The following is a 24,796-nucleotide window of genomic DNA, read 5'->3' on the forward strand; positions in this document are numbered from 1 at the left end:
GCTTGCAATGAAGGTCGCTACATTCGCCATGAAAATGGGTTTGTGTACGACAAACGCGGGTGCCAGACTGACGTCTGACCTGGCGCAATGATACGTGCCACCTGATCTGCGGAAAAGGTACAGATCAGGGTTTTTCGAATTCGGAGGTGTACCTGTGGAAAAGTTGGAAAAAACGCTGGAAGAGTGGAAGCAGATGCTCGACCCGGAGCAGTACAACGTCTGCCGTCTTAAAGGCACCGAGCGGCCGTTCTCCGGCAAGTACGACAAGGTTAAGACAGACGGCATTTATCACTGCATCTGCTGCGAGGAGCCACTGTTCGATTCCACCACCAAGTTCGATTCAGGCTGCGGCTGGCCCAGCTTCTATGCGCCGCTGGAGGGCAGTGCGGTGGTCGAGGTTCGCGATATCAGCCACGGCATGATTCGTACAGAAGTGGTCTGCGCCAAATGTGATGCGCACCTGGGCCACGTGTTCCCGGATGGGCCGCCACCGACCGGACTGCGTTATTGCATCAATTCGGTCTGCCTGGATCTGGTGCCGCGTTAACAGGCTCTGTGCAGATTCAGCCAACGCCCTGTCCCAATTCCAGTATCGAGGCCTCCTTTGATGAGTGAAAACCTGCTGAGCATCCCGGTCACGACGATCAAGGGCGAACAGAAAACCCTCGCTGATTTTTCCGGCAAGGCGTTGCTGGTGGTCAACACGGCCAGCAAATGTGGCTTTACCCCTCAATACAAAGGGCTGGAGAAGCTCTGGCAGGACTACCGGGATCAGGGGTTGGTGGTGCTGGGCTTTCCCTGCAACCAGTTCGGCAAGCAGGAACCAGGCGACGAGGGGGCGATTTCCGGCTTTTGCGAGCTGAACTATGGCGTCAGCTTCCCGCTGTTCAAGAAGATCGATGTGAACGGCGAGCAGGCCCATCCGCTGTTCGTGCAGCTCAAGCAGCAGGCTCCGGGGTTGTTGGGTACGGAGCGCATCAAGTGGAATTTCACCAAGTTCCTGATTGGCCAGGATGGTCGGCTGGTCAAGCGTTTTGCGCCATTGACCAAGCCTGAGGAATTGACGGGCGAGATCGAGGCGCTGTTGCGCTGAGCCTTCAGTCGATACCAGTAATGGGTATCCACTGATCCAGAATGCTGACCAGTTCGGCGCGCCGGAACGGCTTGGCCAGATAGTCATTCATGCCTGCCGCCTTGCAGCGCTCGCGTTCATCGGGCATGGCATTGGCGGTAAGGGCAACGATCGGCAGGTTCGGCCAGCGGCCACTGCTGCGGATCTGGCGGCTGGCTTCATAGCCGTCCATGACCGGCATGTTGCAGTCCATCAATACCAGGTCGAAATGGCCTTGTTCCAGCTGTTCCAGGGCCTCGCCGCCATGGCTGCTGATGATCACTTCGCAACCCAGCTTGCCGAGGATGCCCTTGGCGACCAGCTGATTGACCGGGTTGTCCTCTACCAGTAACACCCGCGCCAGACGTGGCGCAGTGTGTTCGGGAGCCTGTGTGTCCTTGAGCCCCGTTTCTTCCTGACCCAGTATGCGCCGCAGCGTGTGGTAAAGCGCATTGCGCGCCAGTGGTCGGGCCTGCTGTTGCAGCGGGGCCAGGGCGGCAACCTGTTCGCCAGGCATGAAGTTGCCATAGGCGGTCACCAGCAGGATCGGCACGGGCGTCGTGGGTCGAATCGTAAACAGGCATTCGGGACAGTCGGTGATGACCAGATCGGAACTGCCGTCGAGGTCCACTGCTTGTGCGCGATCGTCGATGCTGCGTCGCTTGAGGTCGACCCCCCAGAACGGCAGCAGACTGCCCAGCAGCTCCACCAGTCCGCTGCCTGCCGAGCTGACCACCGTCACCCGGCCCTTGAGCGGGGTCTGAGTGACCGCAGGCACGTGGACCGGCAGCGGCAGCTCGGCGCAGAACTGGCTGCCGAAACCGGACTGCGACTGGATGCTCAACGTGCCATTCATGGCCTCGCAGAGGTTGTTGGTCAGCGCCAGGCCCAGTCCGGTGCCGCCGTACTGGCGGGTGATGGCCGTCTCAGCCTGGGTGAACGGCTGGAAGATTCGGGTCTGGGCGTCCTGCGCAATGCCGATGCCGGTGTCGCGGACTTCGATGCGCACCCGGTTTTCACCGGAGCTGGCGTCCCGATGGTGAGTCAGACGCACATCCACACGCCCGAAACGGGTGAACTTGAGGGCGTTGGACAGCAGGTTACTGACGATCTGACGCACCCTGGTCGGATCGCCGGTGACCATGGCCGGGAAGTCCGGCGCGATCAGGCAGGTCAGCTCCACACTGGGGGCTGCGTTCTGCGACAGCAGATTGGCGGTGTCCTCAATCAACATCCCCAGGTCGAAAGGAATGCGCTCGATCTCCAGGTGACCGGCATCGAACTTGGACATGTCGAGAATATCGTTGAGCAGCTCGACCAGCACCTTGCCGGAGTCGTGGGCGATCATCAGCTGCTGGCGCTGTTCGGCACCCAGCGGACTGTCCAGCGACAGTGCCAGCATGCCCAGCAGACCGTTGAGCGGTGTACGAATCTCGTGGCTCATGTGCGCCAGAAACGCCGAGCGAGCATGGGCCATGTCCAGCGCCGTGCTGCGTGCTATCTGCAGTTCCTCGTTGGACTCGCGCAGGCGCAGGTTGCTGGCCTTGAGCTCGTTGGTGCGCGCCGAGACAATGTTTTCCAGTTCGTTAAGGTGGTCGGTCAGCCGGTCCTCGGCCGCGCGTCGCCTGGAAAACTCGCTGCTCATGGTTTCAAACTGACGGTTGAACGTCTCGACCAGCACGCCGATTTCATCCTGGGCATGGTAGGGCGGGCAGGTTATTTTGCCCTGGTCAGGGTTACGCGGATCGCGACTGCTCAATTCGCGGATCACCCTCACCAGCGGCTTGGTTAGGGTCGCGTAAAACAGAATGGTCAGAATCCCGGCCAGCGCCAGGCTGCGCACAAAGCCGTTGAGCAGGGTGATTTCAGCGCGTTGCAGAAAATGGCTGCCGAACGCGAAGGTGTCCACGGTCAGGTACAGTGTGCCGATGGTTTCATTGGGCAGGTGATTGAGGTGCAGCTTTTCCTGGAACTGCCGGCTTTCGCCGAACAGCCAGTCGCTGAACACCCGATAACGCCCGGTGGCCATCGGGCGCTCGACGCTGGAGAGCACAGCGTCGTTGTTGTCGGTAAGCCTGGCGCTGACCACGGCAGGGGAGCGCAGCAGGCCGAGTGTGAGTTCCTGGGCCAGCTCGGAGTCGATGTTGTAGGCGATGCGCGACGCCGGGTTCTGGATGATTTCCAGCAGTGACTTGATTTCACGATTGATGGAAGCGTCTTCGCTGGCATAATCGATTGCTATCTGGAACAGGCTCAGCAAGGTCCCCAGCACGAAGCCGATCGATACAGCCAGGCGCGCCTGCTTGAACGACAGCCTGTTTTTGAGCGATATATCCATGAGTACTGCCACTTCTGGTGCCCGGTGCCGGCCAAGCATAGCCGATCGGCACCGCTGACTAATCAGTTAAATATAAGGAGATCCCGTGGATTCTCGGTTGGATGCTTTTCTGCAGCGCGCCGACGCCGTGCTGGCCCGACTGGAGCCGTTGCTGCCAGCGCTGCGCGAGCCGGTTGACTGGTCGCAGGCATTGGCCGCGCGCTGGGTGCGAGAAGGCCGCAGCGGTTACCTGATGCCGTTGCAAGTGAGCCTGGATACACGCCTGACCGATCTGATCGGCGTCGACCTGCAGCGCGATCAGTTGGGGCGCAACACCCGCCAGTTCATCGACGGGCTGCCTGCCAACCACGCCTTGCTCTGGGGTTCGCGCGGCACCGGCAAGTCATCCTTGATCCGCGCGCTGCTGGCCGAGTACGCCCCGGCCGGGCTGCGTCTGATCGAGATCGAACGCGACCATCTGGGTGATTTGCCGCGTGTGGTCGAGCAACTGCACAAGCTGCCGCAGCGTTTCGTGCTGTTCTGCGATGACCTGTCGTTCGAGTCGGGCGAGGGTGATTATCGCGTCCTGAAGAGTGTGCTCGACGGCTCGCTGGAGCAGGCGCCAGACAACGTGCTGCTGTACGCGACCTCCAATCGTCGTCACCTGGTGCCCGAGAAGGAAAGTGACAACGTTGACTGGAAGCACGTTGACGGTGAACTGCACCCCAGTGAGGCCGTCGAAGACAAAATCGCCTTGTCTGACCGGTTCGGGCTATGGCTGTCGTTCTATCCGTTCACTCAGGAACATTATCTGAACGTGGTCGAGCACTGGATCACGCAATTGGCGCAAAAAGCCGGATTGCAGTGGCAGCGCGACGAAAACCTGGAAAAAGCCGCGATTCGCTGGGCAACCGCGCGCGGCAATCGCAATGGCCGCTGCGCCTATCAATTTGCACGTTACTGGGTAGGACTTGAATTGTTGGAGCAACACACATGATTGATTTGCAAAACACCGGCGCTGGCCTGGACGGCTATGGTTTGCTGGCCGCACAACTGGAAGCACTGCTGGCCGACGAGCGCGATTTCATCGCCAATGCGGCGCAGTTCTCGGCGTTTCTCTACACCCAGCTCGATGATCTGAACTGGGCGGGCTTTTACCTCAATCGCAACGAAGAACTGGTGCTGGGGCCGTTTCAGGGTCAGATCGCCTGTGTACGCATTCCTTTCGGCCGGGGCGTTTGCGGGGCGGCCGCGCAAAGTCGGCAAACCCAGCGCGTTCAGGACGTTCACGAGTTTCCCGGACACATCGCCTGCGACAGCGCATCGAACAGCGAGTTGGTGGTGCCACTGATCAAGGAGGGACGTCTGATCGGTGTGCTGGACCTGGACAGTCCGAGCGTGGGGCGTTTCAACGAAGGGGATCAGGCGGGTATCGAGCGTCTTGCGGCGATCTTTCTGGCATCGACCGACTGCTGAGCCGGCCGGCCGCTGCCCGGAGCACAATTCCGGCAGCGGCGGGGCAGTCATCAATCGTAGATGACTTTCTTCTTCCATTCCGACTCGGTGTCGTCCTGCTTCAGGCCTTCAGTCAGTGCGTTGTCGTCGTCTTCGGTCGGTGCGGTGTTGGTCAACACTACCGAGTTGGCACGGGCCAGTTGTTTTTCCATCGCCAGCAGTTGCTGTTGATAAGTAACCGGGTCCGGCTGGTTGCGCAAATACTGTACGCCGCGCTCGAATGCCAGACGTGCCTGACCTGGCTGATCCTGAGAAAGTGCGGTCTGGCCAAGGTTGTTGAAGAATTCGATGTGCAGGTTGACCAGAATCGTGCGGATTTCACGGATCCAGTGTTTCGCTTCGCTGGTCTGCAGAAAACCGTCATGTGCAGCGCGCGTTACCTGACCATGCAGGGCTTCCAGCAGAAACCGCACATCCTTGGCCTTGGCTTCGGTCTGGATCGGTGTGACCGGGTTGGGTATCTCGATGCCCTCGCCCTTGGCAATCTGCTGTTCCAGTTCGCCGATGCGGTGCTTGAGCTGAGCGTTGCCTTTCTCCATGTTCAGCATGCGCTGCACGACGTTCAGCTCCAGCCGCGCCAGCAACAGCTTCAAGGCAGGTGACATCAGCTGACCCGGGAACACTTCAGTGATCTCGCTGCAGCGACGCAGGCGATCGCCGAGTTCGACCTTGGTGCGAGCCTTCTCCAGTTTGCCGTTTTCAGCGACGTGATTCAGGTAGCCGATCGCGATGAGCAGTGCGATACCTGCTACTACCATCAGCGTGATCATGAGTGGAGTCACTGTGCAAACCTCATTCGTTCAATTAGTTTTAGTGCGAGTGTAGTGGCTAAGCACTACTGCGCATAGATGTCCCTCTCGGAGTTTGTCGGCATCTGTTCTATATAGATGAGGGGAGATTGATCGGCCGCGCGCCTGGCGACAGTCGGTCAGCGTCCGAACGGCATCGAAGTTATTGATTTCAATAAATTTTCACATGGGGGTTGACGACCCCTCAATCCATCCATAGAATGCGCGCCACTTACAGCGTAAAGCACACAGCGTAGCGCAAATAAGTAGTGAATGTTGTACGTGTGTCCCCTTCGTCTAGTGGCCTAGGACACCGCCCTTTCACGGCGGTAACAGGGGTTCGAGTCCCCTAGGGGACGCCATTGCGGGAATAGCTCAGTTGGTAGAGCACGACCTTGCCAAGGTCGGGGTCGCGAGTTCGAGTCTCGTTTCCCGCTCCAATTTTAAGCAGCTTTGCCTTAGGGCAGGGTTGAGTGAAACCAGAACACGTCTTCGGATGATGTCTGGAACTGAAACACACACCATGGTGTTTCAGGCAGTGTCCCCTTCGTCTAGTGGCCTAGGACACCGCCCTTTCACGGCGGTAACAGGGGTTCGAGTCCCCTAGGGGACGCCATATTGCGGGAATAGCTCAGTTGGTAGAGCACGACCTTGCCAAGGTCGGGGTCGCGAGTTCGAGTCTCGTTTCCCGCTCCAAATTCACAAAAACGCCGCTCAACAGAGCGGCGTTTTTGTTTGTGCGTTTTAAGCCAGATATTTTAACGTCACGGGTTTTTAACGTTATATAAAGGAACGCCGCTCTATTAAGAGCGGCGTTTTTTCGTTTCAGGCTCAAGGCATCTGCGGCAATTCATTTGGCCGCATGTCGAACACCAACACCTCTGCGTCAACCCCTGCGCTCAGGCTCAGCGTCTGTTCGTCGCGTACACGCACGCCATCCCCTTCGCCCAGTTGCTCGCCATTGAGCACCACGCTGCCACGGGCAACGTGCACATAGGCATAGCGGTTGGCTGCCAGCTCCAGGGTGGCGGTTTCATCGCCATCGAACAGGCCGGCATACACGCGAGCGTCCTGGCGCACGTTGAGCGCACCGTTCTCGCCTTCCGGCGAAATGATCAACTGCAAGCGACCGCGTTTCTGCTCGGGGCTGAAATGCTTTTCCTGGTAGTTGGGCGTCGCGCCTGCAACATTCGGCACGATCCAGATCTGCAGAAAATGCACGCCCTCGGTGTGCGAGTGGTTGAACTCGCTATGCGCTACACCGGTGCCGGCGCTCATCAACTGCACGTCGCCAGAGCGAATCACCGAGCCGGTGCCCAGCGTATCCTTGTGTTCCAGCGCGCCTTCCAGCACGTAGGAAAAGATCTCCATGTCCCGGTGAGGATGCTGGCCGAAGCCTTTGCCTGAACTGACACGGTCATCGTTGATCACCAGCAGGTCGGAAAAGCCCTGTTCCTGCGGGTTGCGATAGCCGGCAAAGGAAAAGGTGTGAAAGGATTTCAACCAGCCATGATCGGCTGCACCACGATCGGAGGCTTTGCGAAGAGTCAGCATGATTCTTTCTCCATCTATCGACGCTGCACATTCAGCAATCGATCACGTAGGACGAAGAGTACGGCTTATCGACTGTCGCAATAAGTAGCTGAAATATGAATGACTGTCTCTCTGAGGTTGACAGTGTTCAACGCTGCGTTACGCTCTGTCGAACGCCATTAGCGCTTGATCAGGTCGCAACACATGAACCCTTTTGAAGACATGCGCATGTTCTGCCAGGTAATGGAGTCCGGCAGCCTGACCGCTGCGTCCGACAAACTGGGCCTGTCCAAGCAGTTTGTCAGTCGTCGCCTGATGCAACTGGAGGAGCGTCTGGGCGTACGCCTGCTCAACCGCTCGACGCGACGTCTGGATGTCACGCCGTTGGGGCAGAGTTACTACGAATCGGCCCTGCGTCTGCTCGCCGAGCTTGAGCAGGTGGAGCAGGGCATCACCGGACAGAACAACGAACCGCGCGGCACCCTGCGCGTGAGTGCGCCGCTGTCGTTTGCCGTTACGCACCTGGCGTGCCTGCTGCCGCTGTTTTTGCAGCGCTATCGCGAGGTGGCGGTGGAGGTGGACCTGAGTGATCGTCCGGTGGATGTGATCAGCGAAGGCTACGACGTGGTGCTGCGTATCGGGATGCTGGAAGATTCCAGTCTGATCGCCCGGCGCATTGCCTCGATCGACCGGGTGTATTGCGCCAGCCCGGCGTACCTGGCCGAGCGCGGCACACCACAAAAGCCCGAAGACCTGCACACCCATGATTGCCTGCCCTATGGCCACAGCCGTCAGGCGCAATGGCGTTTTCAAGGGCAGGACAAGCCGTTGACCCTCAATGTCAGCGGGCGTATGCGCGCCAATAATGGCGAGCTGCTGAGGGAATCAGCCATTGCCGGGCTGGGCATCACCTATTTGCCGACTTTCATTGTCGGCGCGGCGCTGCGCGAGGGCAGCCTGGTCCGGGTGCTGGATGACCTGCGTCCCGAGCCGTTGACGCTGTCCGCGGTTTATCCGCAACACCGACAGGCGTCGCGACCGGTGCAGGCATTCATCGAGTTCCTGCGCGAGCGTCTGGAATCAGGTATCGAGCTGAATGATCGTCAAGCTTGAAGCAGGCTGGCAGTCGATGTCTTGATGATTTATAACCAACACGCTCGTGCCGATTGTTGCCTCGGGCGATCGCTTACCGGGTCATTATGCTGCCGATACCACACCGCAAGCGCCGGAACAGGACGTGACCCTCAGCGCACTGCGCCGCTTCGCCAACGCTCGTTGATTCGGCGCACGCTGCGTATCATGGTCGTCTGAATTTCCGAAGGGGACGCCCATGTCTGCCGAAAAGCCTGAAGTCATCATCACCTATTGCATTCAATGCCAGTGGCTACTGCGCGCCGCCTGGCTGGCCCAGGAACTGCTGAGCACGTTCAGCGATGATCTGGGTAAAGTCTCGCTGCAGCCAGGCAGCGGCGGCGTGTTCCGTATTACCTGCGACGGCGTACAACTCTGGGAACGCAAGGCCGATGGCGGCTTTCCCGAAGCCAAGGTGCTCAAGCAGCGGCTGCGTGACCAGATCGATCCGGCCCGCGATCTGGGCCACAACGACCGCCATACTCCGGCAGACCCTCAGTAATACAGGGCAACTGTCACGACATCGCCACGCACGTGTCACATTCGGTTAACCGGCATGCTCCACTCTTCTGGAAACCCTGCCGGAGGTCTTCACATGACCAGTGCTCAGCTCGCCACACCCAGCCGCAAACAGCGCGTGCGCACCTTGTGGATTTCCGACGTTCATCTGGGCACACGTGATTGCCAGGCCGAGCACCTCTCCGCGTTTCTCAAGCGCTATCAGGCTGACAAGGTGTACCTGGTCGGCGACATCATCGATGGCTGGAAACTGCGCGGCGGCATGTACTGGCCACAAGCACACACCAACGTGATTCGCCGCTTGCTGACCATGAGCAAGCGCGGCACCGAAGTCATTTACGTCACCGGCAATCACGATGAATTCCTGCGCCGTTACTCCAAGCTGGTGCTGGGCAACATCCAGTTGGTAGACGAAGTCGAACACGTGACGGCCGATGGACGTCGCTTTCTGGTCATTCACGGCGACCAGTTCGACGTGATCACCCGCTACCATCGCTGGCTGGCCTTTCTGGGCGACTCGGCCTATGAATTCACCCTGACCCTCAACCGCTGGCTCAACCATTGGCGCGCCAAATACGGCTATGGCTACTGGTCGCTGTCGGCGTACCTCAAGCACAAGGTCAAAAGTGCGGTGAATTTCATCAGCGATTTCGAAGAAGCCATCGCTCATGAATGCGTGAAGCGCGGGCTGGACGGCGTGGTCTGCGGGCACATCCACCATGCGGAAATTCGCCAGGTGGGCGGCGTGGAATATCTCAACTGCGGCGACTGGGTCGAATCCTGTACCGCCCTGATCGAACACCTGGACGGCAACATCGAACTGTTCCGTCTGGCAGATGCGCATTTGCAGGCGCAACAGGTTGCGGTCGAAGAACCCGCCAGCGAAACGCTTGCCTGAAGCAGTCTGCCTAGAAAGGCACCTTACCCAGGAGCATGTCGCGGTACATCACAAAGTCGCCGAGCAGGCTGTAAAACGGATGCTTGAACGTGGCCGGACGGTTCTTCTCAAAAAAGAAATGCCCGGCCCAGGCGAAGCCGTAACCCGCAACCGGCAACAACCACAGCAACCCCCAGCGGCCGCTGCCCACACCAAATGCCAACAGGAAAATCACCAGAGACGTACCGACAAAATGCAGACGCCGGCTGGTAGCGCTGCTGTGCTCGGCAAGATAAAAAGGATAGAACTCGGCAAAGCTCGAAAAACGCCTGATGGTATCCACGGTGCTTGTCCTCGTGTGGGTTCTTGTTGTTATACACAAATTTAGCCGACTGTCGTGCCGATGTGGAGTATTCGAGTCGTGCTCATGTTTACGACTATCGTGCCAGTTCTTCGCGCTCATGTTTACGACTATCGTGCCAATGCTCCGCGTTGGCATGCAGTTCCTGACGCTCCGCGTCACAAATCTACGATGCGAAACACCGTCCTGCCTTGCCCGCAGCCACTGCCGCAAAAGCGCTTTTCAACCGCGATGGCACTGACGACGCAGAGTGCGACGTTAGTGACGGCTGAGTCCTGGCGCTGATCCGGTGGATGCTCGGCAGGACGCCGAGCAAGCCGCACCGGGCCATGGATGGCCCGTTGCGGCGACCCCCGGAGCAGTGACAGGGCGAAGGAACCCGACGAAGTCGGGCCGGAAACAGGAGCGAAAGGTTTTGGTTACTTTGGCCTCATCAAAGTAACTCGCCGAGGGGCGAAAAGGTGACCTGAGCCGAACGCCAATCCACCTGACATCCCAGAACCGCCGTGTGACGCAGAGCGTCACGAACTGCATTCCCACGCGGAGCATGGGAACGATAGTCAAAACCGCAGCCACTGCCGCAAAAGCGCTTTTCAACCGCGATGGCACTGACGACGCAGAGTGCGACGTTAGTGACGGCTGAGTCCTGGCGCTGATCCGGTGGATGCTCGGCAGGACGCCGAGCAAGCCGCACCGGGCCATGGATGGCCCGTTGCGGCGACCCCCGGAGCAGTGACAGGGCGAAGGAACGCGACGAAGTCGGGCCGGAAACCGGAGCGAAAGGTTTTGGTTACTTTGGCCTCATCAAAGTAACTCGCCGAGGGGCGAAAAGGTGACCTGAGCCGAACGCCAATCCACCTGACATTCCAGAACCGCTGTGTGACGCGGAGCGTCACGAACTGCATTCCCACGCGGAGCATGGAAACGATAATGCCGCGGCCTCTGCCAGGCCTCAATGCCGCCAGAATGCCGGTACACAGAGCACCAGCACAGTAATGATTTCCAGACGGCCAAGCAGCATGCCGCCGGACAGAATCCATTTGGCCGCATCCGGCAGGGTAGAGAAATTGCCCGCCGGCCCGATGACCTCACCCAGCCCTGGCCCTACACCCGATACCGTACTGGCAGCGCCGGTCAGCGCCGTCATCCAGTCCAGCCCGAGCAGCGACAGCATCAGCGCGATCAGACAGATAGTGATCGTGAAGAAAAACGAAAAGGTCAGGATCGAGCGCACGATCTCATCGTCCAGCCGATGGCCGTTATATTTCTGCTTCATCACCGCGCGCGGATGGATCAGTTGATTGAGGTTGGTCTTGAGCAGAATGTAGGCCACCTGAAAACGGAAGATCTTCACTCCGCCGGCTGTCGAGCCGGAACAGCCGCCAATAAAGCCCAGGTAAAAGAACAGCATTAGCGAGAAATTGCCCCACAGGCTGTAGTCACCCAGTGCAAAACCCGTCGTCGTCACCACCGAAGTCACGTTCAGCGCTACATGGCGCAATGCCTCGGTCCACGGCAGGTCCGTGGTATTGGCGTACCAGACCGTCATGACCAGCCAGGTGATCAACAGCAGCCCGATCAGCCCCTGAACCTGCTCATCCTTGATCAACGCCTTGCGGTTGCCACGCAATGTCGCGACATACAGCGTAAAGGGCAGGCTGCCGAGGATCATCACCACGATCGCCACCCAGTGCACCGCCGGTTGCGGCCATTTGGCCAGCGACTGGTCGGAAGTGGAGAAGCCGCCGGTGGAAATCGCCGACATTGCATGGTTAATCGCGTCGAACAGACTCATGCCCGCCGCCCAGAAAGCCAGACTGCCCAGCGCGGTAAAGCCGACATAGGCGAGCACGATGAACTTGGCCACCATGTGCGAGCGGGGCATGACCTTTTCCGAGCGGTCCGAGGACTCGGTCTGAAACAGACGCATGCCGCCGATGCGCAGCAGGGGCAGAATCGCCACGGCCATACCGATGAAGCCGATACCGCCCAGCCAGTGCAGCATTGAGCGCCAGATCAGAATGCCCGGCGACATGCTGTCCAGGTTGCTGAGTACTGTCGAACCGGTGGCCGTGATGCCGGACATGCTCTCGAAGAACGAATCGGTGTAACTGATGTGCTGGGTCAGCAGAAAGGGCAGGGCGGCAAAAATGCACACCACAATCCAGCTGGAGACGGTCAGCATGTACATGTCCCGCGGACGCAACTGAACGTTGTCGGGGCGTCCGGGCACCACCAACGCCAGGCCGGCGATAAAGGTGATGGCGCTGGCCCAGAGAAACTCGCGCAGGTCCTCGAAACGGTCGTAGATGACCAGCGTGGCCATGGGCACGATCATGGCGACAGCCAGGGTGATCAGGAAGATGCCGATAATGAAACCGATGATACGCAGGGTCGGCAACGACATGACAGGCTCTGGCTGGTGTGAGGAAAGGCGCCATTCTACCTGCGCTTGAGGTCATGTAAACCGGCGCGGCCGAGGACCGGCTGCAAGCGCACAGGTAACGAATTGTCCGTCGCACTCGTTATTGACGCTAAACAGGCTCTAGAATGCTCGATCACTTTTCAAGGAGACAGTCCATGCAGGCGCTCGACGTTTTGCTCAATCGTGTATCGGTTCCACGACTGGTCGACCCGGCCCCGGACGCTGCGCAGCGGGAAATCCTGTTCGGTGCCGCATTGCGCGCGCCGGATCATGGACAGCTCAAGCCGTATCGTTTTCTGACGGTTGAAGGCGCGGCCCGTGAGCGCATGGGCGAGATGCTGGCGCAGGCGCTGCAGGAGAGTGGCGCTGAAGTGACCCCGCAGGCGCTGGAAAAGGCCCGTCTTGGACCATTGCGTGCACCCTTGGTGGTGGTCGTGATCGCGCGCTTGCAGAACCACTTCAAAGTCCCGCACTCGGAACAACGGATCACCGCCGGATGCGCCGCTCATGGGGTGTTGCTGGCAGCGTATGCACTGGGTATCGGTGCGGTCTGGAGGACTGGCGAGCTGTCCTATGCGCCACAGGTAGCCAAGGGCTTCGACCTTGAAGCCGGCGAAGAAGTGCTCGGCTTTCTGTACCTGGGCACCCCGCTGAACCCGCCGCGCGAAGCGCCAAAAGTCGATGTGGGCGGGTTTGTCAGCGAGTGGCAGGGCTGATCAGACAGACGATGAACTGAGCGGCTCTCTGGGCAGATCCAGCGTGGCGATAAACCCGCCTTCCGGGTGATTGCCCAGCATCAGAGTGCCGCCATGTCGTTCCGCTGCGCGTTTGGCGATCGCCAGCCCCAGGCCGTGACCCTGCGTGGTCTGGCCGGGGGCGCGGTAAAACGGCTCGCCCAGTTGCGTCAGGTGTTCGTCGGCAACGCCTGGGCCATGATCGCGGACGCTCAGACGGATGTGATCGTCGGCCTGAGTTGCCTGCAGATCGATGCGCTGGCCGCTCGGGTTGAAGCGCAGCGCGTTGCGCAGCAGGTTGTCCAGCGCCCGTTCGATCATGTCCGGCCAGCCTTTGAACTGCAGGTTGTCCTGCACATCAATGTGAATATTCTGATCGATACCGTCCAGTTGTGTGTCGTTCTTCAGGCGCTGCAGCAGCGCTTCGAGGTCGACGGGCTCCGCGCCGCGAAGCTCTGCGTCGAGGCGTGCCAGGGCCAGAATCTCGCTGATCAGCGCCTCCAGCCGGTCACATTCACGGCCCAGCCGTGGCCAGAGCTTTTCACGCTCGGCAGGCTCCGCACGTTCAGCCAGCGCCAGGGCAATGCGCAACCGGGCCAGCGGTGAGCGCAGTTCATGAGACACATCGCGCAGCAACTGGCGCTGACTGCCAATCAGGCTTTGCAGGCGCGCACCCATGCGGTTGAAGTCCTTGGCCAGCACGCCGAACTCGTCACGGCGGTTGGCCAGCTGTCCGAGGCTGTGCTGTTGATAGCTGGTTTGCCCCAGATCGTGCACTGCGCCGCGCAGGCGACTCAACGGTCGGGTAATCGACAGCGTCACGAACAGGCTGAACAGGGTCAGCACCACCAGGGCGATGCCCAGCGCGCTCAATGGCCACATCAGACTCTGACGATGCCACTCGTCGAGCTCCGGGTGCGGAACGCGGTAGATGAACAGGTAGGTTTCGCCGGTCTTCGGGCTGCTGTACTCGGTGGCCAGGCGGCGCCAAGGCAGTTTGCGCCCCTGATCGTCGTCTTCCCGCTGCCGTGCTTCCAGGGCTGCGGCGCGCGGCGGGAACGTACCGCGTACCATCGGCTCGCCGCTGTCGCTGAGCACTTGCGTGTCGATACGATTGCGTCGTTTGATGTCCTGGAGAAATTCCTGAGCGTTATCCGCGCCCTTGTCCTCGAAGCGCTGCGTCCACTGTTCGGGCAACGAGTTGAGCACCGGGTGGCGACTGAGGATCCACGCATCCTGATTGAGCATATGCCCCATGAGTACCGACAGGCCGCCTACCAGAGCGATGGCCAGCCAGAAGCTGGCCAGGATTCGCCAGAACAATGAACGCACGGGATTTCCTCGGTCTCAGTAAAAAAGCCCGGCATGCGCGTGCATGCCGGGTTGTGTTCAGCGCACCGGGCCGCGAGGCCTGATGGTTACAGCGTTTTTGCTGCTTTTGCCGCTTTCCAGGCCTTGAACTCGGCCCATTCGGCGCGACGCTCATCTTCTTTCTTCTTGATTTCGTCAAACAGCTTCTGCTGGTCAGGCCTCAGCAGTGCACGAACTTCGCTGTCGGTCTTGGAGCGTTTGGCTTCGATTTCGTCGTGCATTGCTTTCTGGTCGGCAGCAGGCATTTTTTCCAGGTAGCTTTGAGTGATTTCGCGGCGCTCGTGCTTTTGCTCGCGCATCAAGCGTTCGATCTGCTGACGCTGTTCACGTGTCAGGTCCAGCTCAGCCATCGGTCCCATCGGGCCAGGGCCGCGATCCATACGTGGGCCTGGGCCGCGGTCATCGCGGTCCATGTGCATGGCAGGTCCGTCAGCATCCGGGCCACCGGCAGGTGGCGCTGGTGGTGCGGCCATGGCAATGGTCGGCAGGGCAGTGGCAAACATCAAAGCGATCAGGGTCTTGCGCATTGTGTATCTCCTTGTCTCTAGTGCGGCTCGATGCCGATGAGCCCAGTTTAGGGAGATCAAGGTCAAGCGCAGTCAGCGCTTGGTAAAGCTTGTGTAAGGGTAAGGGGCAGCTGCAAGTTGTCAGCTTCAAGCTTCAAGCCAGAAGCGCTCTGCTTGAAGCTTGAAGCTTGCAGCTGCTCAAAGAGCATAATAATAGCCGCGGCTGCGCAGCGCGACGATGCGCGGGCGGCCGTCGGAGTGCGGGCCGATTTTCTTGCGCAGGTTGCTGACGTGCATGTCCAGACTGCGGTCGTACAGGGTCAGTTTGCGGCCCAGGGCCAGTTGTGCCAGTTCCTGCTTGTCCAGCGGTTCGCCGGGCTGGCGCATCAGCGCCTCCAGCAAGCGGCTTTCGGAAACTGTGAGGGTCAGCTCCTTTTCGTCGACACTGACCACGCCGCGCATCGGGCTGAAGGTCAGGTCGCCCAGTTCGAGCTGGCTGGACGATGCTACCGGATGACTGCGGCGCAGCACGGCGCGCAGGCGCGCAGTGAGTTCGCGAGGGTCGCAGGGTTTTGCCAGGTAATCGTCAGCGCCCAGCTCAAGACCCAAAATGCGGTCCAGTGGCTCGCCGCGTGCGGAGAGCATGACCACTGGCAGGTCGGGGTGGTCGGCACGTAATTGCTTGAGCAACTCCAGACCGCTGCCATCGGGCAGCATCACGTCCAGCACCACGGCAGCGGGTGCGGCGTCGGCCAATGCCTGACGCGCGCTGGTCCCGTCGTGACAGGCGCGCACCTGAAAGCCTTCCTGGCTCAGCCAACTGCTCAGCAGTTCGCACAGCTCCTGATCATCATCAATTAGTAACAGCTCGCTCATGACTCACTCAATTTAGCCACTGCCGACGTTGCCTACGCCAACCGCTGACCAATATACCGCACAGAAGGGCGAACATCGCAACGCCACCGCCTGCGATGAACCATTGTTGCTGCTCGGTCAGCAGGCGCGGGGGCGCTGCGGACAGTGCTTCTTTGAGCTGCAACTTGAGCTTTTGGTTCTCCTGACGCAAACGTGTCAGCAAGGCGTTGTTGCGTTCCGGATCGGCGTTCTGCAACTGCCGGGTCAATTCTTCGCGCTGCCGCTCGCTGTCCTTGAGGCGCAACTGGAGTTCGGCCATCTGGCTGGCGGCGCCGGGCTGATGCAAAGGCTGGACTGCGCCACCTTCACTGACCGCCTCGGCGTTTACCTGCACACTCGCCGCCATCAATATCGCCAACAGACACCACGTCGCTGAACGCATCTGAACTCCCTTTTACCAAGCCGTGTAAATTCGCACATTGAGCGGGTTATCGGCAGGCAAGCGGGAATGATGAATGAAGGGCGGGGCGGCGGCACGGCCCTGCTTCGCTGGAAGCAGGGCGTGCAGGTGCTACCGGGGAGCGGGAATCAGGGCAGGACTTGCTTGAACGGCTTGACCACGACGTTGGCGTAGACGCCTGCGGCCACGAACGGATCGGCTTCGGCCCACGCTTTGGCTGCGTTTTGCGATTCGAATTCGGCAACGATCAGGCTGCCGCTGAAACCGGCAGCGCCCGGGTCGTTGCTGTCGACTGCCGGATGTGGACCGGCCAGCACCAGACGGCCTTCATCCTTGAGTGCGTTGAGGCGCTCCAGGTGTGCCGGGCGAACGCTGAGGCGTTTTTCCAGCGAGTTTTCGACGTCGGTGGCGATGATTGCGTAGAGCATGTCAGTCCTCGGATTTGGTCGTATTGGGAGCGGCGTCGTGCAGGTGGCGTGACAGGTAGATCCCCTGGCCGACCAGGAAGATCAGGGTCATGCCCAGGCTGCCGAATACTTTGAAGTCGACCCAGAATTCCTGATAAGTGAAGGCCACATACAGGTTGGCGGCGCCACAGAACAGGAAGAATATGATCCAGGCGATGTTGAGCCGGGTCCAGATCGCCGCCGGCAGGGTCAGTGCATGACCCATGATGCGCTGGATAAGCGGGCGGTCGCCGATGAAATGACTGCCGGCGAAGGCGACGGCAAACAGCCAGTTGACCACCGGGGCTTTCCATTTCAGGAAGGTTTCGCTGTGGAAGGCCAGGGTCAGGCTGCCGAACACCAGGCACGCCACCAGGGTGAGCCACTGGCTTTTTTCCAGCTTGCGTTGTTTGACGTAGAGAATGCCGTAGACCACCACCGAACTGATGATCAGCATCGCCGTTGCACTGAAAATGCCGCCTACCATATAGGTATTGCCGAGGATATCCACGGCACGCGGCTCGGTTTTGTAAACGATGAAGAACAGCAGCAGCGGGATGAAGTCGATGAATTGTTTCACAATGGCAGCCAGAAGCAGGATGTGGCGGCATAATAACAAACATCAATGAACACGAAAGCATCACTATGAATGTAGACCTGCACTGCCACAGCACCGCTTCCGACGGGGCGCTCTCGCCCACGGCACTGGTTGCGCGTGCTCATGAAAACGGCGTGCGCGTCCTTTCGCTGACCGACCACGACACCCTTGAAGGGCTTGAAGAGGCCCGTGCGGCGGCGCATTCATTGGGTATGCAACTGGTCAACGGGGTGGAGCTGTCGTGCACCTGGGGCGGCGCGACCATCCATATTCTGGGTTACGGATTCGATACCCAGGCCCCGGCGCTGACCGAAGCCATCAGCCGTTTGCATGAGGGGCGCTGGCTGCGTGCGGAAGAAATCAGCCGTAAATTGGCGATCAAAGGTATGCCTGGGGCGCTGGAAGGCGCTCGCGCGATTCAGCAGGAACTGGGTGACAGCGGTAATGCGCCTGCGCGTCCGCACTTTGCCGACTTCATGGTGCGCTCGGGTTTCGTCAAAGATCGCGCCGAGGCATTTCGCAAATGGCTGGGGGCGGGCAAACTGGGCGATGTGAAGCAGCACTGGCCAACGCTGGAGGACACGGTCGCCACCTTGCGGGCGTCGGGTGCATGGGTCAGCCTCGCGCATCCTTCACATTATGACTTTACCCGCAGTAAACGGCGTAAACTGGTCGGCGATTTCGTCCAGGCTGGTGGGCACGCCATAGAAGTGGTCAATGGCATGCAGCCTGCCGATCAGGTCGGCACCCTGGCCATCCTTGCACGCGAGTTCGGTCTGCTGGTTTCTGCCGGCAGCGACTTCCACGGTCCTGGCACCTGGGGCGAGATCGGCACTTATCGCCCCGTGCCTGAAGATCTACCGCCTTTGTGGTGCAGATTCAAACATGAACAGCCTACTGCCTCCGTCTGAACAGGAAGTAATCGTGAGTCAATTTTTCCAGGTCCATCCGGAAAACCCGCAGCCGCGCCTGATCAAACAGGCTGCTGAAATCATCAAGGCCGGCGGGCTGGTGGTGTACCCGACAGATTCATCCTATGCACTGGGTTGCCAGATCGGTGACAAGAGCGCCATCGAGCGTATCCGCCGCCTGCGCCAGCTGGACGACAAGCACAACTTCACCCTGATGTGCTGCGATCTGTCGCAACTGGGGCTGTTTGCCAAGGTCGACACCGGCGCGTTCCGTGCGCTGAAGGCGCACACGCCAGGGCCGTACACCTTCATTCTCAACGCCACCCGCGAGGTGCCGCGTCTGGTGCTGCACCCCAAGCGCCGCACCATCGGCCTGCGCGTGCCAAGTCATCCCATCGCCCAGGCCCTGCTGGAGCAATTGGGCGAGCCGCTGATGAGCGTCAGCCTGATCATGCCGGGCGACAGCGTGCCGCTCAGCGATCCCTATGAGATGCGTCAGGTTCTCGAGCATCAGGTCGACCTGATCATCGATGGCGGGATCGGCGGTATTTCGGCGTCCACGGTCATTAACCTGGCTGAGGGTGAACCCCAGATCGTTCGGGTCGGCTGTGGTGATCCGACGCCTTTCGGTGAACGCGCCTGATGACAGCCGTCGAGGCAGTCGACAGCCAGGCAGACGCCCAGCAGGAGCTGCCGTTTGCGCTGGTCTACGGGCGTGCTGTCACGCAGATGCCGCTGGACCTGTACATCCCGCCCGATGCGCTGGAGGTTTTTCTCGAAGCGTTCGAAGGGCCGCTCGACCTGCTGCTGTACCTGATCCGCAAACAGAACATCGACATCCTCGATATTCCCGTGGCCGAGATCACCAAGCAGTACATGGGTTACGTCGAGCTGATGAAAACCGTGCGCCTGGAGCTGGCTGCCGAGTATCTGGTCATGGCCGCCATGCTGGCCGAGATCAAATCGCGCATGCTGTTGCCGCGCTCGGCGGAAGTCGAAGAGGAAGAGGGTGATCCGCGCGCCGAGCTGATTCGCCGCTTGCAGGAATACGAGCGCTTCAAGGCCGCCGCCGAGGGCATCGATGGCCTGAGCCGGGTGGGCCGCGATGTGATCGTGCCGAAACTGGACGCTCCCGAAGCCCGTGCACGCAAGTTGTTGCCGGATGTCAGCCTTGAAGAAGTGCTGATGTCGATGGCCGAGGTGCTGCACCGCGGCGACATGTTCGAAAGCCACCAGGTCAGCCGCGAGGCACTGTCCACCCGTGAGCGCATGAGCGATGTGCTGGAACGTCTCAAGGGCGGCGGTTTTGTGCCGTTCGCCGAGCTGTTTACCGCCGAAGAAGGGCGTCTGGGTGTGGTCGTGACGTTTATGGCGGTGCTTGAGCTGGTCAAGGAGTCACTTGTCGAGCTGGTCCAAAACGAGCCCTTTGCGGCGATCCATGTCCGGGCGCGAGCCGAGTAGAGCTAAAACACATTCATGAACCTCAACGAACCTCGTGAACTGGCCCCGCTGCTTGAAGCATTTCTGCTGGCCTCCGGAAAACCGCAGACGCTGGAACGCCTGTATGAGCTATTCGAGGAAGGCGAGCGCCCTGAACCCCCGGTGTTCAAAAAGGCACTCGAGGTATTGCGCAAGTCATGTGAGGGGCGCGCTTTCGAGCTCAAGGAAGTGGCGTCGGGTTATCGCCTGCAGATTCGTGACCGCTTTTCGCCGTGGGTCGGGCGGTTGTGGGAAGAACGGCCGCAGCGTTACTCCCGGGCCATGCTGGAAACCCTCGCGCTGATCGCCTACCGCCAGCCGATCACGCGGGGCGAGATCGAGGATGTGCGTGGTGTCGCGGTCAATAGCCACATCGTCAAGACCCTGCTCGAGCGCGAGTGGATTCGCGTGGTGGGCTACCGTGATGTGCCCGGCAAACCGGCCATGTTCGCGACCACCAAAGGCTTTCTCGACCACTTCAACCTGAAAAGCCTCGACGAACTGCCGCCGCTGGCCGACCTGCGCGAGATGGAAACCGAGCCGGTGCTGGATTTCGAAGAAGCGCCGGTGCCTGCGCATCTGCAAGCCCTGGCCGACGCCAGCCTCGACCCGGACGCAGAGCCCGAAGCGCCGCGTGACGAAACCAGCTTCCGCAGTCTGCTGGTGGAACTGGACTCGATGGAGCAGGGCCTCAAGACCGACTTTGACGACCTGCTGCGTACGGAGCCTGAGCCTGAAGACGGCAAAGGCGACGATGAGGTCTGATTGACTAGCGCTCCCACGCTGAAGCGTTCAGCGTGATACACAAGTCTCGTGGGAGCGAGCTTGCTCGCGAAGGCGATGGTGCAGGCTCGCTATTTTCGGATTCTGTACGGGCCCTTTCGCGAGCAAGCTCGCTCCCACAAGACCTGTATATAGCCATGAGCGCTCTGCGTCCTCTTGATACCTCGTCCTGGAGCGTTCAGAACGATAATCAGAACTGTCGTGCCAACGCTCCGCGCACTTAGGTCGAATTCATACGCCGGCCCAGGGTCACATTTGATACCACTCGCCATGAGATTCGCTGCCCATGAGTTCGACCAAGAACCCCTGCATCAGCCTGTGCAAGTTCGATGATGACATTTGCCTGGGATGCGGCCGCAGCAAGCGCGAAATCAAGTCCTGGAAGAAGCTCGACAAGGACGACAAGCGCACGGTGCTCGATGAGTCTGCCAAGCGGTTGGCGAAGCTCAAGACCGCCGGTCGTAAAAAGAAGAAGTGATTCGGGCATTTGCCGCTGACGCCGGATGCGTAAACCGGCGCAGGGGCGTATGATGGCCGACCCTCGGCGATCAAGTGTCGCCCGGGCTTTCAAGTATTTCGCCTTGCCGCTATCCACAGCGCGCCGGGTACAGGTCTTGCCGGTTCTCGGCCAGCCCTGATTCGACACACCGGGAGGTGCCCAGATGAGTGAAAAAGACAAGCAGGACAGCCAGGAAATCGGACCCGCAGGCGAAAAGCTGCAGAAGGTTCTGGCGCGCATTGGCGTGGGTTCACGCCGTGACGTGGAAGCCTGGATTACCCAAGGCCGTATCAAGGTCAACGGCAAGGACGCGACCCTCGGTCAACGCGTCGACCTGCATGACGCCATCAGTGTCGATGGTCGCGTCATCAAGCGCGAAGAAGCGGCCGAAACGGTCCGTCGCGTCATCATGTACAACAAGCCCGATGGTGAAATCTGCACCCGTGACGACCCTGAAGGCCGTCCGACCGTGTTCGATCGTCTGCCGCGCCCGAAAGAAGGCCGCTGGATCAACATCGGTCGTCTCGACATCAACACCACCGGCCTGCTGATGTTCACCACCGACGGTGAACTCGCCAACCGCCTGATGCACCCGTCGTTTGAAATGGACCGTGAATACGCGGTTCGTGTGCGTGGCGAAGTCGATGACGACATGTTGCTGCGCCTCAAGAACGGTGTGATTCTCGAAGACGGTCCTGCACGCTTCACCGATATCCAGCAGGCACCGGGCGGCGAAGGCTTCAACCACTGGTATCACTGCGTGGTGATGGAAGGCCGTAACCGCGAAGTGCGTCGTCTCTGGGAATCCCAGGGGCTGGTGGTCAGCCGCCTGAAGCGCGTGCGTTACGGGCCGGTGTTCCTCAACTCCGACCTGCCGATGGGCCGCTGGCGCGAAATGAGCCAGTACGAAGTCGACATTCTGGCAGCCGAAGTCGGTCTGCAACCTGTGGCCCAGCCGCAGATGAATGCCAAGACCAAAGACAAGATGGAGCGTCTGCAGCGTCAATCGTCGCGCCCTCTGGGCAAAGGCGAGCGCGTTCGCACCTTGCGTCCTGCGGCTGGTGCTCCGGCAACCGGCGGCGAGCGCGCACCGCGTCAGCCGCAGATCACCGGCAGCGAGCGTGATCGTCCGCGCGGTGGCGATTGGACTCAGCGTCCTTCGCCGCGCAAGGATTCGGGCAAGCCCGGTTCACGCGCGCCGCGTCCGGCCGACAACAGCCGTGGCACACCGGTTGCCGAGCGTCCGAGCGACATGAACAAGCGTCCGGCCAAGCCGGGCCCGAAGCGTGTCGGCATCAAGCTGGTCAACGATGATGCGCCGTCAGGCAAGCGTCGTGGCCCACCGGCAGGTTCAGGTCAGCGTCCGGGCTTCGGTCGTCGCAAGCCTGAGTGATCGCACGGTGTGAATGAATGGCAGCGCCAGTCCACAGGGCTGGCGTTGTCGTTTTCGGCGCTCTGAAAAGCGCTGTCACACAGCCGGCGCACCTCGACCTCCCTGTGCACGTGTACAATGCTGCGCTTTTTTCTGTGAAACAGTGCTGTTCAACGCTCCGGGCCATCCGCCTCGAACGCTGCAATTCTGTTGCGCCACGAGCGCAGCAGGTTCTATTCCGTCACAGAACAAGATCGATCAGGTGGCTATTGAATGAGTGAAACAACCTCACCCTCGGGCGAACTGAAACGTGGCCTGAAGAATCGACACATCCAGTTGATCGCCTTGGGCGGTGCCATCGGGACGGGCCTGTTTCTCGGTTCGGCGGGCGTGCTGAAATCCGCCGGGCCGTCGATGATTCTCGGTTATGCCATCTGTGGCTTCATCGCTTTCATGATCATGCGCCAACTAGGCGAGATGATTGTCGAAGAGCCGGTCGCCGGTTCATTCAGCCACTTCGCCCACAACTACTGGGGCGGTTTCGCCGGGTTCCTGTCGGGCTGGAATTGCTGGCTGCTGTACATCCTGGTCGGCATGTCCGAACTGACCGCCGTCGGCAAATACATTCATTACTGGTTGCCGGACATCCCGGGCTGGGTGTCTGCGGCAGCCTTCTTCGTGCTGATCAATGCCATCAACCTGACCAACGTCAAGGTGTTCGGCGAGACCGAGTTCTGGTTCGCGATCATCAAGGTGGTGGCGATCATCGGCATGATTGCCCTGGGCAGTTACATGCTGGTCAGTGGCAGCGGTGGCCCGCAGGCCTCGGTCAGCAACCTCTGGGAGCATGGCGGATTCTTTCCCAACGGTGTCAGCGGTTTGGTGATGGCGCTGGCAATCATCATGTTCTCGTTCGGCGGCCTGGAGATGCTCGGTTTCACCGCTGCCGAAGCCGAACAACCGAAGACCGTGATCCCTAAGGCAATCAACCAGGTCATCTACCGTATCCTGATTTTCTACATCGGCGCGCTGGTGGTGCTGTTGTCGTTGACGCCCTGGGACAGCCTGCTGGCCAGCCTCAATGCGTCTGGCGATTCCTACAGCGGCAGCCCGTTCGTGCAGGTGTTCTCGATGCTCGGCAGCGACACGGCTGCGCACATCCTCAACTTTGTGGTTCTGACGGCAGCGCTGTCGGTGTACAACAGCGGCACTTACTGCAACAGCCGCATGCTGGTGGGCATGGCCGAGCAGGGTGATGCGCCCAAGGCGCTGGCCCAGGTCGACAAACGCGGGGTGCCGGTCAAGGCGATCTTCGCCTCTGCCGCCGTGACACTGGTCGCGGTACTGCTCAACTACTTCGTGCCGCAGCAGGCGCTGGAACTGTTGATGTCGCTGGTGGTGGCCACGCTGGTGATCAACTGGGCGATGATCAGCTACTCGCACCTGAAATTCCGTCAGTACATGAACCGCACCGCCCAGGTGCCGCTGTTCAAGGCGCTGTGGTATCCGTATGGCAACTATGTCTGCCTGGCCTTTGTGGTGTTTATCCTCGGCATCATGCTGATGATCCCCGGCATCCGCATATCGGTCTATGCGATACCCGTGTGGCTGGCGGTGATGTGGGTCTGTTACCGGGCCAAGAACAGGCGTAGCGTTGTCGTGTCTGCCCAGTCTGGCAAGTAGCCTTGCCCGTTTCCGAGAAGAAGAGACCCCGATGCTGGTGATTTCCAACAACGTTCATCTGCCGGATGCCGAGATCGAGTTGACCGCTATCCGTGCCCAGGGCGCGGGTGGGCAGAACGTCAACAAGGTCTCCAGCGCCGTGCATTTGCGTTTCGACATCAACGCCTCGTCGCTGCCGCCGTTCTACAAGGAACGGCTGCTGGCGTTGAGTGACAGCCGGATTACCAGCGACGGCGTGATCGTGCTCAAGGCTCAGCAGTATCGGACCCAAGAGCAGAACCGTGCCGATGCCTTGCTGCGTTTGAGTGAGCTGATCGTCAACGCGGCCAAGGTCGAAAAGAAACGCCGCCCGACCCGCCCGACCCTCGGCTCCAAGACCCGACGCCTGGAGTCCAAGAGCAAACGCGGCTCGATCAAGGCCGGACGCGGGAAAGTGGATTTCTGAGGTGTTTTTCAGTCTCGTGCCACGCAGTGCTCAGCGCTATACAAAAGTCTACGCTTGATTCTGGCCGCAGGCCGTGG

27 protein-coding genes, 4 tRNA genes and 1 pseudogene are annotated in these 24,796 nt (G+C 60.1%); 21 read left to right on the top strand and 11 right to left on the bottom strand.

Going from position 1 to position 24,796, the window contains the following annotated elements; genetic code table 11:
• Positions 1-154 precede the first annotated feature (154 nt).
• Together msrB and LIX91_RS02635 are read left to right on the top strand one after the other, a co-directional pair.
• Positions 155-547 (top strand): peptide-methionine (R)-S-oxide reductase MsrB, encoded by a 393-nt coding sequence (gene msrB / locus LIX91_RS02630; RefSeq protein WP_003418060.1) that lies wholly within the window; start codon positions 155-157, stop codon positions 545-547.
• A 60-nt stretch (positions 548-607) separates the two neighbouring features.
• A complete protein-coding gene (locus tag LIX91_RS02635; RefSeq protein ID WP_003418059.1) occupies positions 608-1,093 on the top strand; it encodes a glutathione peroxidase in 486 nt (161 codons plus the stop codon).
• A 4-nt stretch (positions 1,094-1,097) separates the two neighbouring features.
• Here the strand turns inward: LIX91_RS02635 and LIX91_RS02640 are convergent, their stop codons facing one another.
• Positions 1,098-3,449 (bottom strand): ATP-binding protein, encoded by a 2,352-nt coding sequence (locus tag LIX91_RS02640; protein ID WP_100073057.1) that lies wholly within the window; start codon positions 3,447-3,449, stop codon positions 1,098-1,100.
• 85 nt (positions 3,450-3,534) lie between these two features.
• On the opposite strand from LIX91_RS02640, the gene LIX91_RS02645 reads away from it, so the two are divergent.
• A complete protein-coding gene (locus tag LIX91_RS02645; protein ID WP_003418057.1) occupies positions 3,535-4,425 on the top strand; it encodes an ATP-binding protein in 891 nt (296 codons plus the stop codon).
• Positions 4,422-4,904, top strand: coding sequence for a GAF domain-containing protein (locus tag LIX91_RS02650; RefSeq protein WP_003418055.1), 483 nt, complete (start codon positions 4,422-4,424; stop codon positions 4,902-4,904). Before LIX91_RS02645 ends, LIX91_RS02650 begins: the two co-directional genes overlap by 4 nt.
• A 50-nt stretch (positions 4,905-4,954) precedes the next feature.
• Here LIX91_RS02650 and LIX91_RS02655 read toward each other — a convergent pair whose 3' ends face one another.
• Entirely contained in the window at positions 4,955-5,713 is a 759-nt protein-coding gene (locus LIX91_RS02655; RefSeq protein WP_080344029.1) for a hypothetical protein, read from the bottom strand.
• Positions 5,714-6,017: 304 nt separating this feature from the next.
• Between LIX91_RS02655 and LIX91_RS02660 the strand changes: the two genes are divergently transcribed.
• The 4 genes from LIX91_RS02660 (at position 6,018) to LIX91_RS02675 (ending at position 6,427) form a co-directional block, all read left to right on the top strand.
• Positions 6,018-6,093 (top strand) — tRNA-Glu (locus LIX91_RS02660).
• Positions 6,094-6,095: 2 nt separating this feature from the next.
• Positions 6,096-6,171 (top strand) — tRNA-Gly (locus LIX91_RS02665).
• Between the two features lie 100 nt (positions 6,172-6,271).
• A tRNA-Glu gene (locus LIX91_RS02670) sits at positions 6,272-6,347 on the top strand.
• A 4-nt stretch (positions 6,348-6,351) separates the two neighbouring features.
• A tRNA-Gly gene (locus LIX91_RS02675) sits at positions 6,352-6,427 on the top strand.
• 135 nt (positions 6,428-6,562) lie between these two features.
• Here LIX91_RS02675 and LIX91_RS02680 read toward each other — a convergent pair.
• Positions 6,563-7,285: a pirin family protein gene (locus LIX91_RS02680; RefSeq protein ID WP_226487932.1), complete on the bottom strand. Its 723-nt coding sequence runs from the start codon at positions 7,283-7,285 to the stop codon at positions 6,563-6,565.
• Positions 7,286-7,468: 183 nt separating this feature from the next.
• Here LIX91_RS02680 and LIX91_RS02685 point away from each other — a divergent pair, with 183 nt between their 5' ends.
• The 4 genes and pseudogenes from LIX91_RS02685 (at position 7,469) to LIX91_RS02695 (ending at position 9,812) form a co-directional block, all read left to right on the top strand.
• On the top strand, positions 7,469-8,377 hold the full coding sequence (locus tag LIX91_RS02685; protein WP_226487933.1) for a LysR family transcriptional regulator: 909 nt from the start codon (positions 7,469-7,471) through the stop codon (positions 8,375-8,377).
• A gap of 88 nt (positions 8,378-8,465) precedes the next feature.
• Positions 8,466-8,543 (top strand): annotated as a pseudogene (locus tag LIX91_RS25600) (sulfonate ABC transporter ATP-binding protein); the annotation flags it as partial.
• A 51-nt stretch (positions 8,544-8,594) separates the two neighbouring features.
• Complete coding sequence (locus LIX91_RS02690) at positions 8,595-8,897, top strand: SelT/SelW/SelH family protein (RefSeq protein ID WP_226487934.1); 303 nt, start codon at positions 8,595-8,597, stop codon at positions 8,895-8,897.
• 93 nt (positions 8,898-8,990) lie between these two features.
• The gene (locus tag LIX91_RS02695; RefSeq protein WP_003418019.1) at positions 8,991-9,812 is read left to right on the top strand and encodes a UDP-2,3-diacylglucosamine diphosphatase; all 822 of its coding nucleotides are present in this window, start codon (positions 8,991-8,993) and stop codon (positions 9,810-9,812) included.
• Between the two features lie 10 nt (positions 9,813-9,822).
• On the opposite strand, the gene LIX91_RS02700 is transcribed toward LIX91_RS02695, so the two are convergent.
• Positions 9,823-10,134 (bottom strand): DUF962 domain-containing protein, encoded by a 312-nt coding sequence (locus LIX91_RS02700; RefSeq protein ID WP_003393857.1) that lies wholly within the window; start codon positions 10,132-10,134, stop codon positions 9,823-9,825.
• Positions 10,135-11,104: 970 nt separating this feature from the next.
• Positions 11,105-12,559, bottom strand: a complete 1,455-nt coding sequence (locus LIX91_RS02705) for a TrkH family potassium uptake protein (protein ID WP_003369828.1) — start codon at positions 12,557-12,559, stop codon at positions 11,105-11,107.
• A 173-nt stretch (positions 12,560-12,732) separates the two neighbouring features.
• On the opposite strand from LIX91_RS02705, the gene LIX91_RS02710 reads away from it, so the two are divergent.
• Positions 12,733-13,293, top strand: a complete 561-nt coding sequence (locus LIX91_RS02710) for a nitroreductase family protein (protein WP_100073047.1) — start codon at positions 12,733-12,735, stop codon at positions 13,291-13,293.
• Here the strand turns inward: LIX91_RS02710 and LIX91_RS02715 are convergent, their stop codons facing one another.
• The 6 genes from LIX91_RS02715 to LIX91_RS02740 all read right to left on the bottom strand — a co-directional run bounded on the left by LIX91_RS02715 (position 13,294) and on the right by LIX91_RS02740 (position 17,529).
• Positions 13,294-14,643: a sensor histidine kinase gene (locus LIX91_RS02715; RefSeq protein WP_004412839.1), complete on the bottom strand. Its 1,350-nt coding sequence runs from the start codon at positions 14,641-14,643 to the stop codon at positions 13,294-13,296.
• Between the two features lie 86 nt (positions 14,644-14,729).
• Positions 14,730-15,209: a hypothetical protein gene (locus tag LIX91_RS02720; protein WP_004411108.1), complete on the bottom strand. Its 480-nt coding sequence runs from the start codon at positions 15,207-15,209 to the stop codon at positions 14,730-14,732.
• A 177-nt stretch (positions 15,210-15,386) separates the two neighbouring features.
• On the bottom strand, positions 15,387-16,064 hold the full coding sequence (locus tag LIX91_RS02725; protein ID WP_003424789.1) for a response regulator transcription factor: 678 nt from the start codon (positions 16,062-16,064) through the stop codon (positions 15,387-15,389).
• Positions 16,065-16,071: 7 nt separating this feature from the next.
• Complete coding sequence (locus LIX91_RS02730) at positions 16,072-16,485, bottom strand: translation initiation factor 2 (protein WP_226487935.1); 414 nt, start codon at positions 16,483-16,485, stop codon at positions 16,072-16,074.
• Between the two features lie 146 nt (positions 16,486-16,631).
• Positions 16,632-16,931 (bottom strand): YciI family protein, encoded by a 300-nt coding sequence (locus LIX91_RS02735; RefSeq protein WP_004411106.1) that lies wholly within the window; start codon positions 16,929-16,931, stop codon positions 16,632-16,634.
• A 1-nt stretch (position 16,932) separates the two neighbouring features.
• A complete protein-coding gene (locus LIX91_RS02740) occupies positions 16,933-17,529 on the bottom strand; it encodes a septation protein A (protein WP_004411104.1) in 597 nt (198 codons plus the stop codon).
• 65 nt (positions 17,530-17,594) lie between these two features.
• Here LIX91_RS02740 and LIX91_RS02745 point away from each other — a divergent pair, with 65 nt between their 5' ends.
• The 8 genes from LIX91_RS02745 (at position 17,595) to arfB (ending at position 24,719) form a co-directional block, all read left to right on the top strand.
• Positions 17,595-18,458, top strand: coding sequence for a PHP domain-containing protein (locus tag LIX91_RS02745; RefSeq protein WP_004411103.1), 864 nt, complete (start codon positions 17,595-17,597; stop codon positions 18,456-18,458).
• 13 nt (positions 18,459-18,471) lie between these two features.
• Complete coding sequence (locus LIX91_RS02750; RefSeq protein WP_003404133.1) at positions 18,472-19,101, top strand: L-threonylcarbamoyladenylate synthase; 630 nt, start codon at positions 18,472-18,474, stop codon at positions 19,099-19,101.
• 119 nt (positions 19,102-19,220) lie between these two features.
• Positions 19,221-19,919 (top strand): segregation and condensation protein A, encoded by a 699-nt coding sequence (locus LIX91_RS02755; RefSeq protein ID WP_170855934.1) that lies wholly within the window; start codon positions 19,221-19,223, stop codon positions 19,917-19,919.
• Positions 19,920-19,934: 15 nt separating this feature from the next.
• Positions 19,935-20,702, top strand: a complete 768-nt coding sequence (scpB, locus tag LIX91_RS02760; RefSeq protein ID WP_004412831.1) for an SMC-Scp complex subunit ScpB — start codon at positions 19,935-19,937, stop codon at positions 20,700-20,702.
• Positions 20,703-21,006: 304 nt separating this feature from the next.
• A complete protein-coding gene (locus LIX91_RS02765) occupies positions 21,007-21,198 on the top strand; it encodes a DUF1289 domain-containing protein (protein ID WP_003314720.1) in 192 nt (63 codons plus the stop codon).
• 184 nt (positions 21,199-21,382) lie between these two features.
• Positions 21,383-22,612, top strand: a complete 1,230-nt coding sequence (gene rluB, locus LIX91_RS02770; protein WP_226487936.1) for a 23S rRNA pseudouridine(2605) synthase RluB — start codon at positions 21,383-21,385, stop codon at positions 22,610-22,612.
• Positions 22,613-22,864: 252 nt separating this feature from the next.
• On the top strand, positions 22,865-24,274 hold the full coding sequence (locus LIX91_RS02775) for an amino acid permease (RefSeq protein WP_226487937.1): 1,410 nt from the start codon (positions 22,865-22,867) through the stop codon (positions 24,272-24,274).
• A gap of 31 nt (positions 24,275-24,305) precedes the next feature.
• Positions 24,306-24,719: an alternative ribosome rescue aminoacyl-tRNA hydrolase ArfB gene (gene arfB, locus LIX91_RS02780; RefSeq protein WP_003314723.1), complete on the top strand. Its 414-nt coding sequence runs from the start codon at positions 24,306-24,308 to the stop codon at positions 24,717-24,719.
• Positions 24,720-24,796 lie beyond the last annotated feature (77 nt).

The sequence above is a fragment of the Pseudomonas sp. B20 genome, from assembly GCF_020515755.1.
GTDB lineage: Bacteria > Pseudomonadota > Gammaproteobacteria > Pseudomonadales > Pseudomonadaceae > Aquipseudomonas > Aquipseudomonas syringae.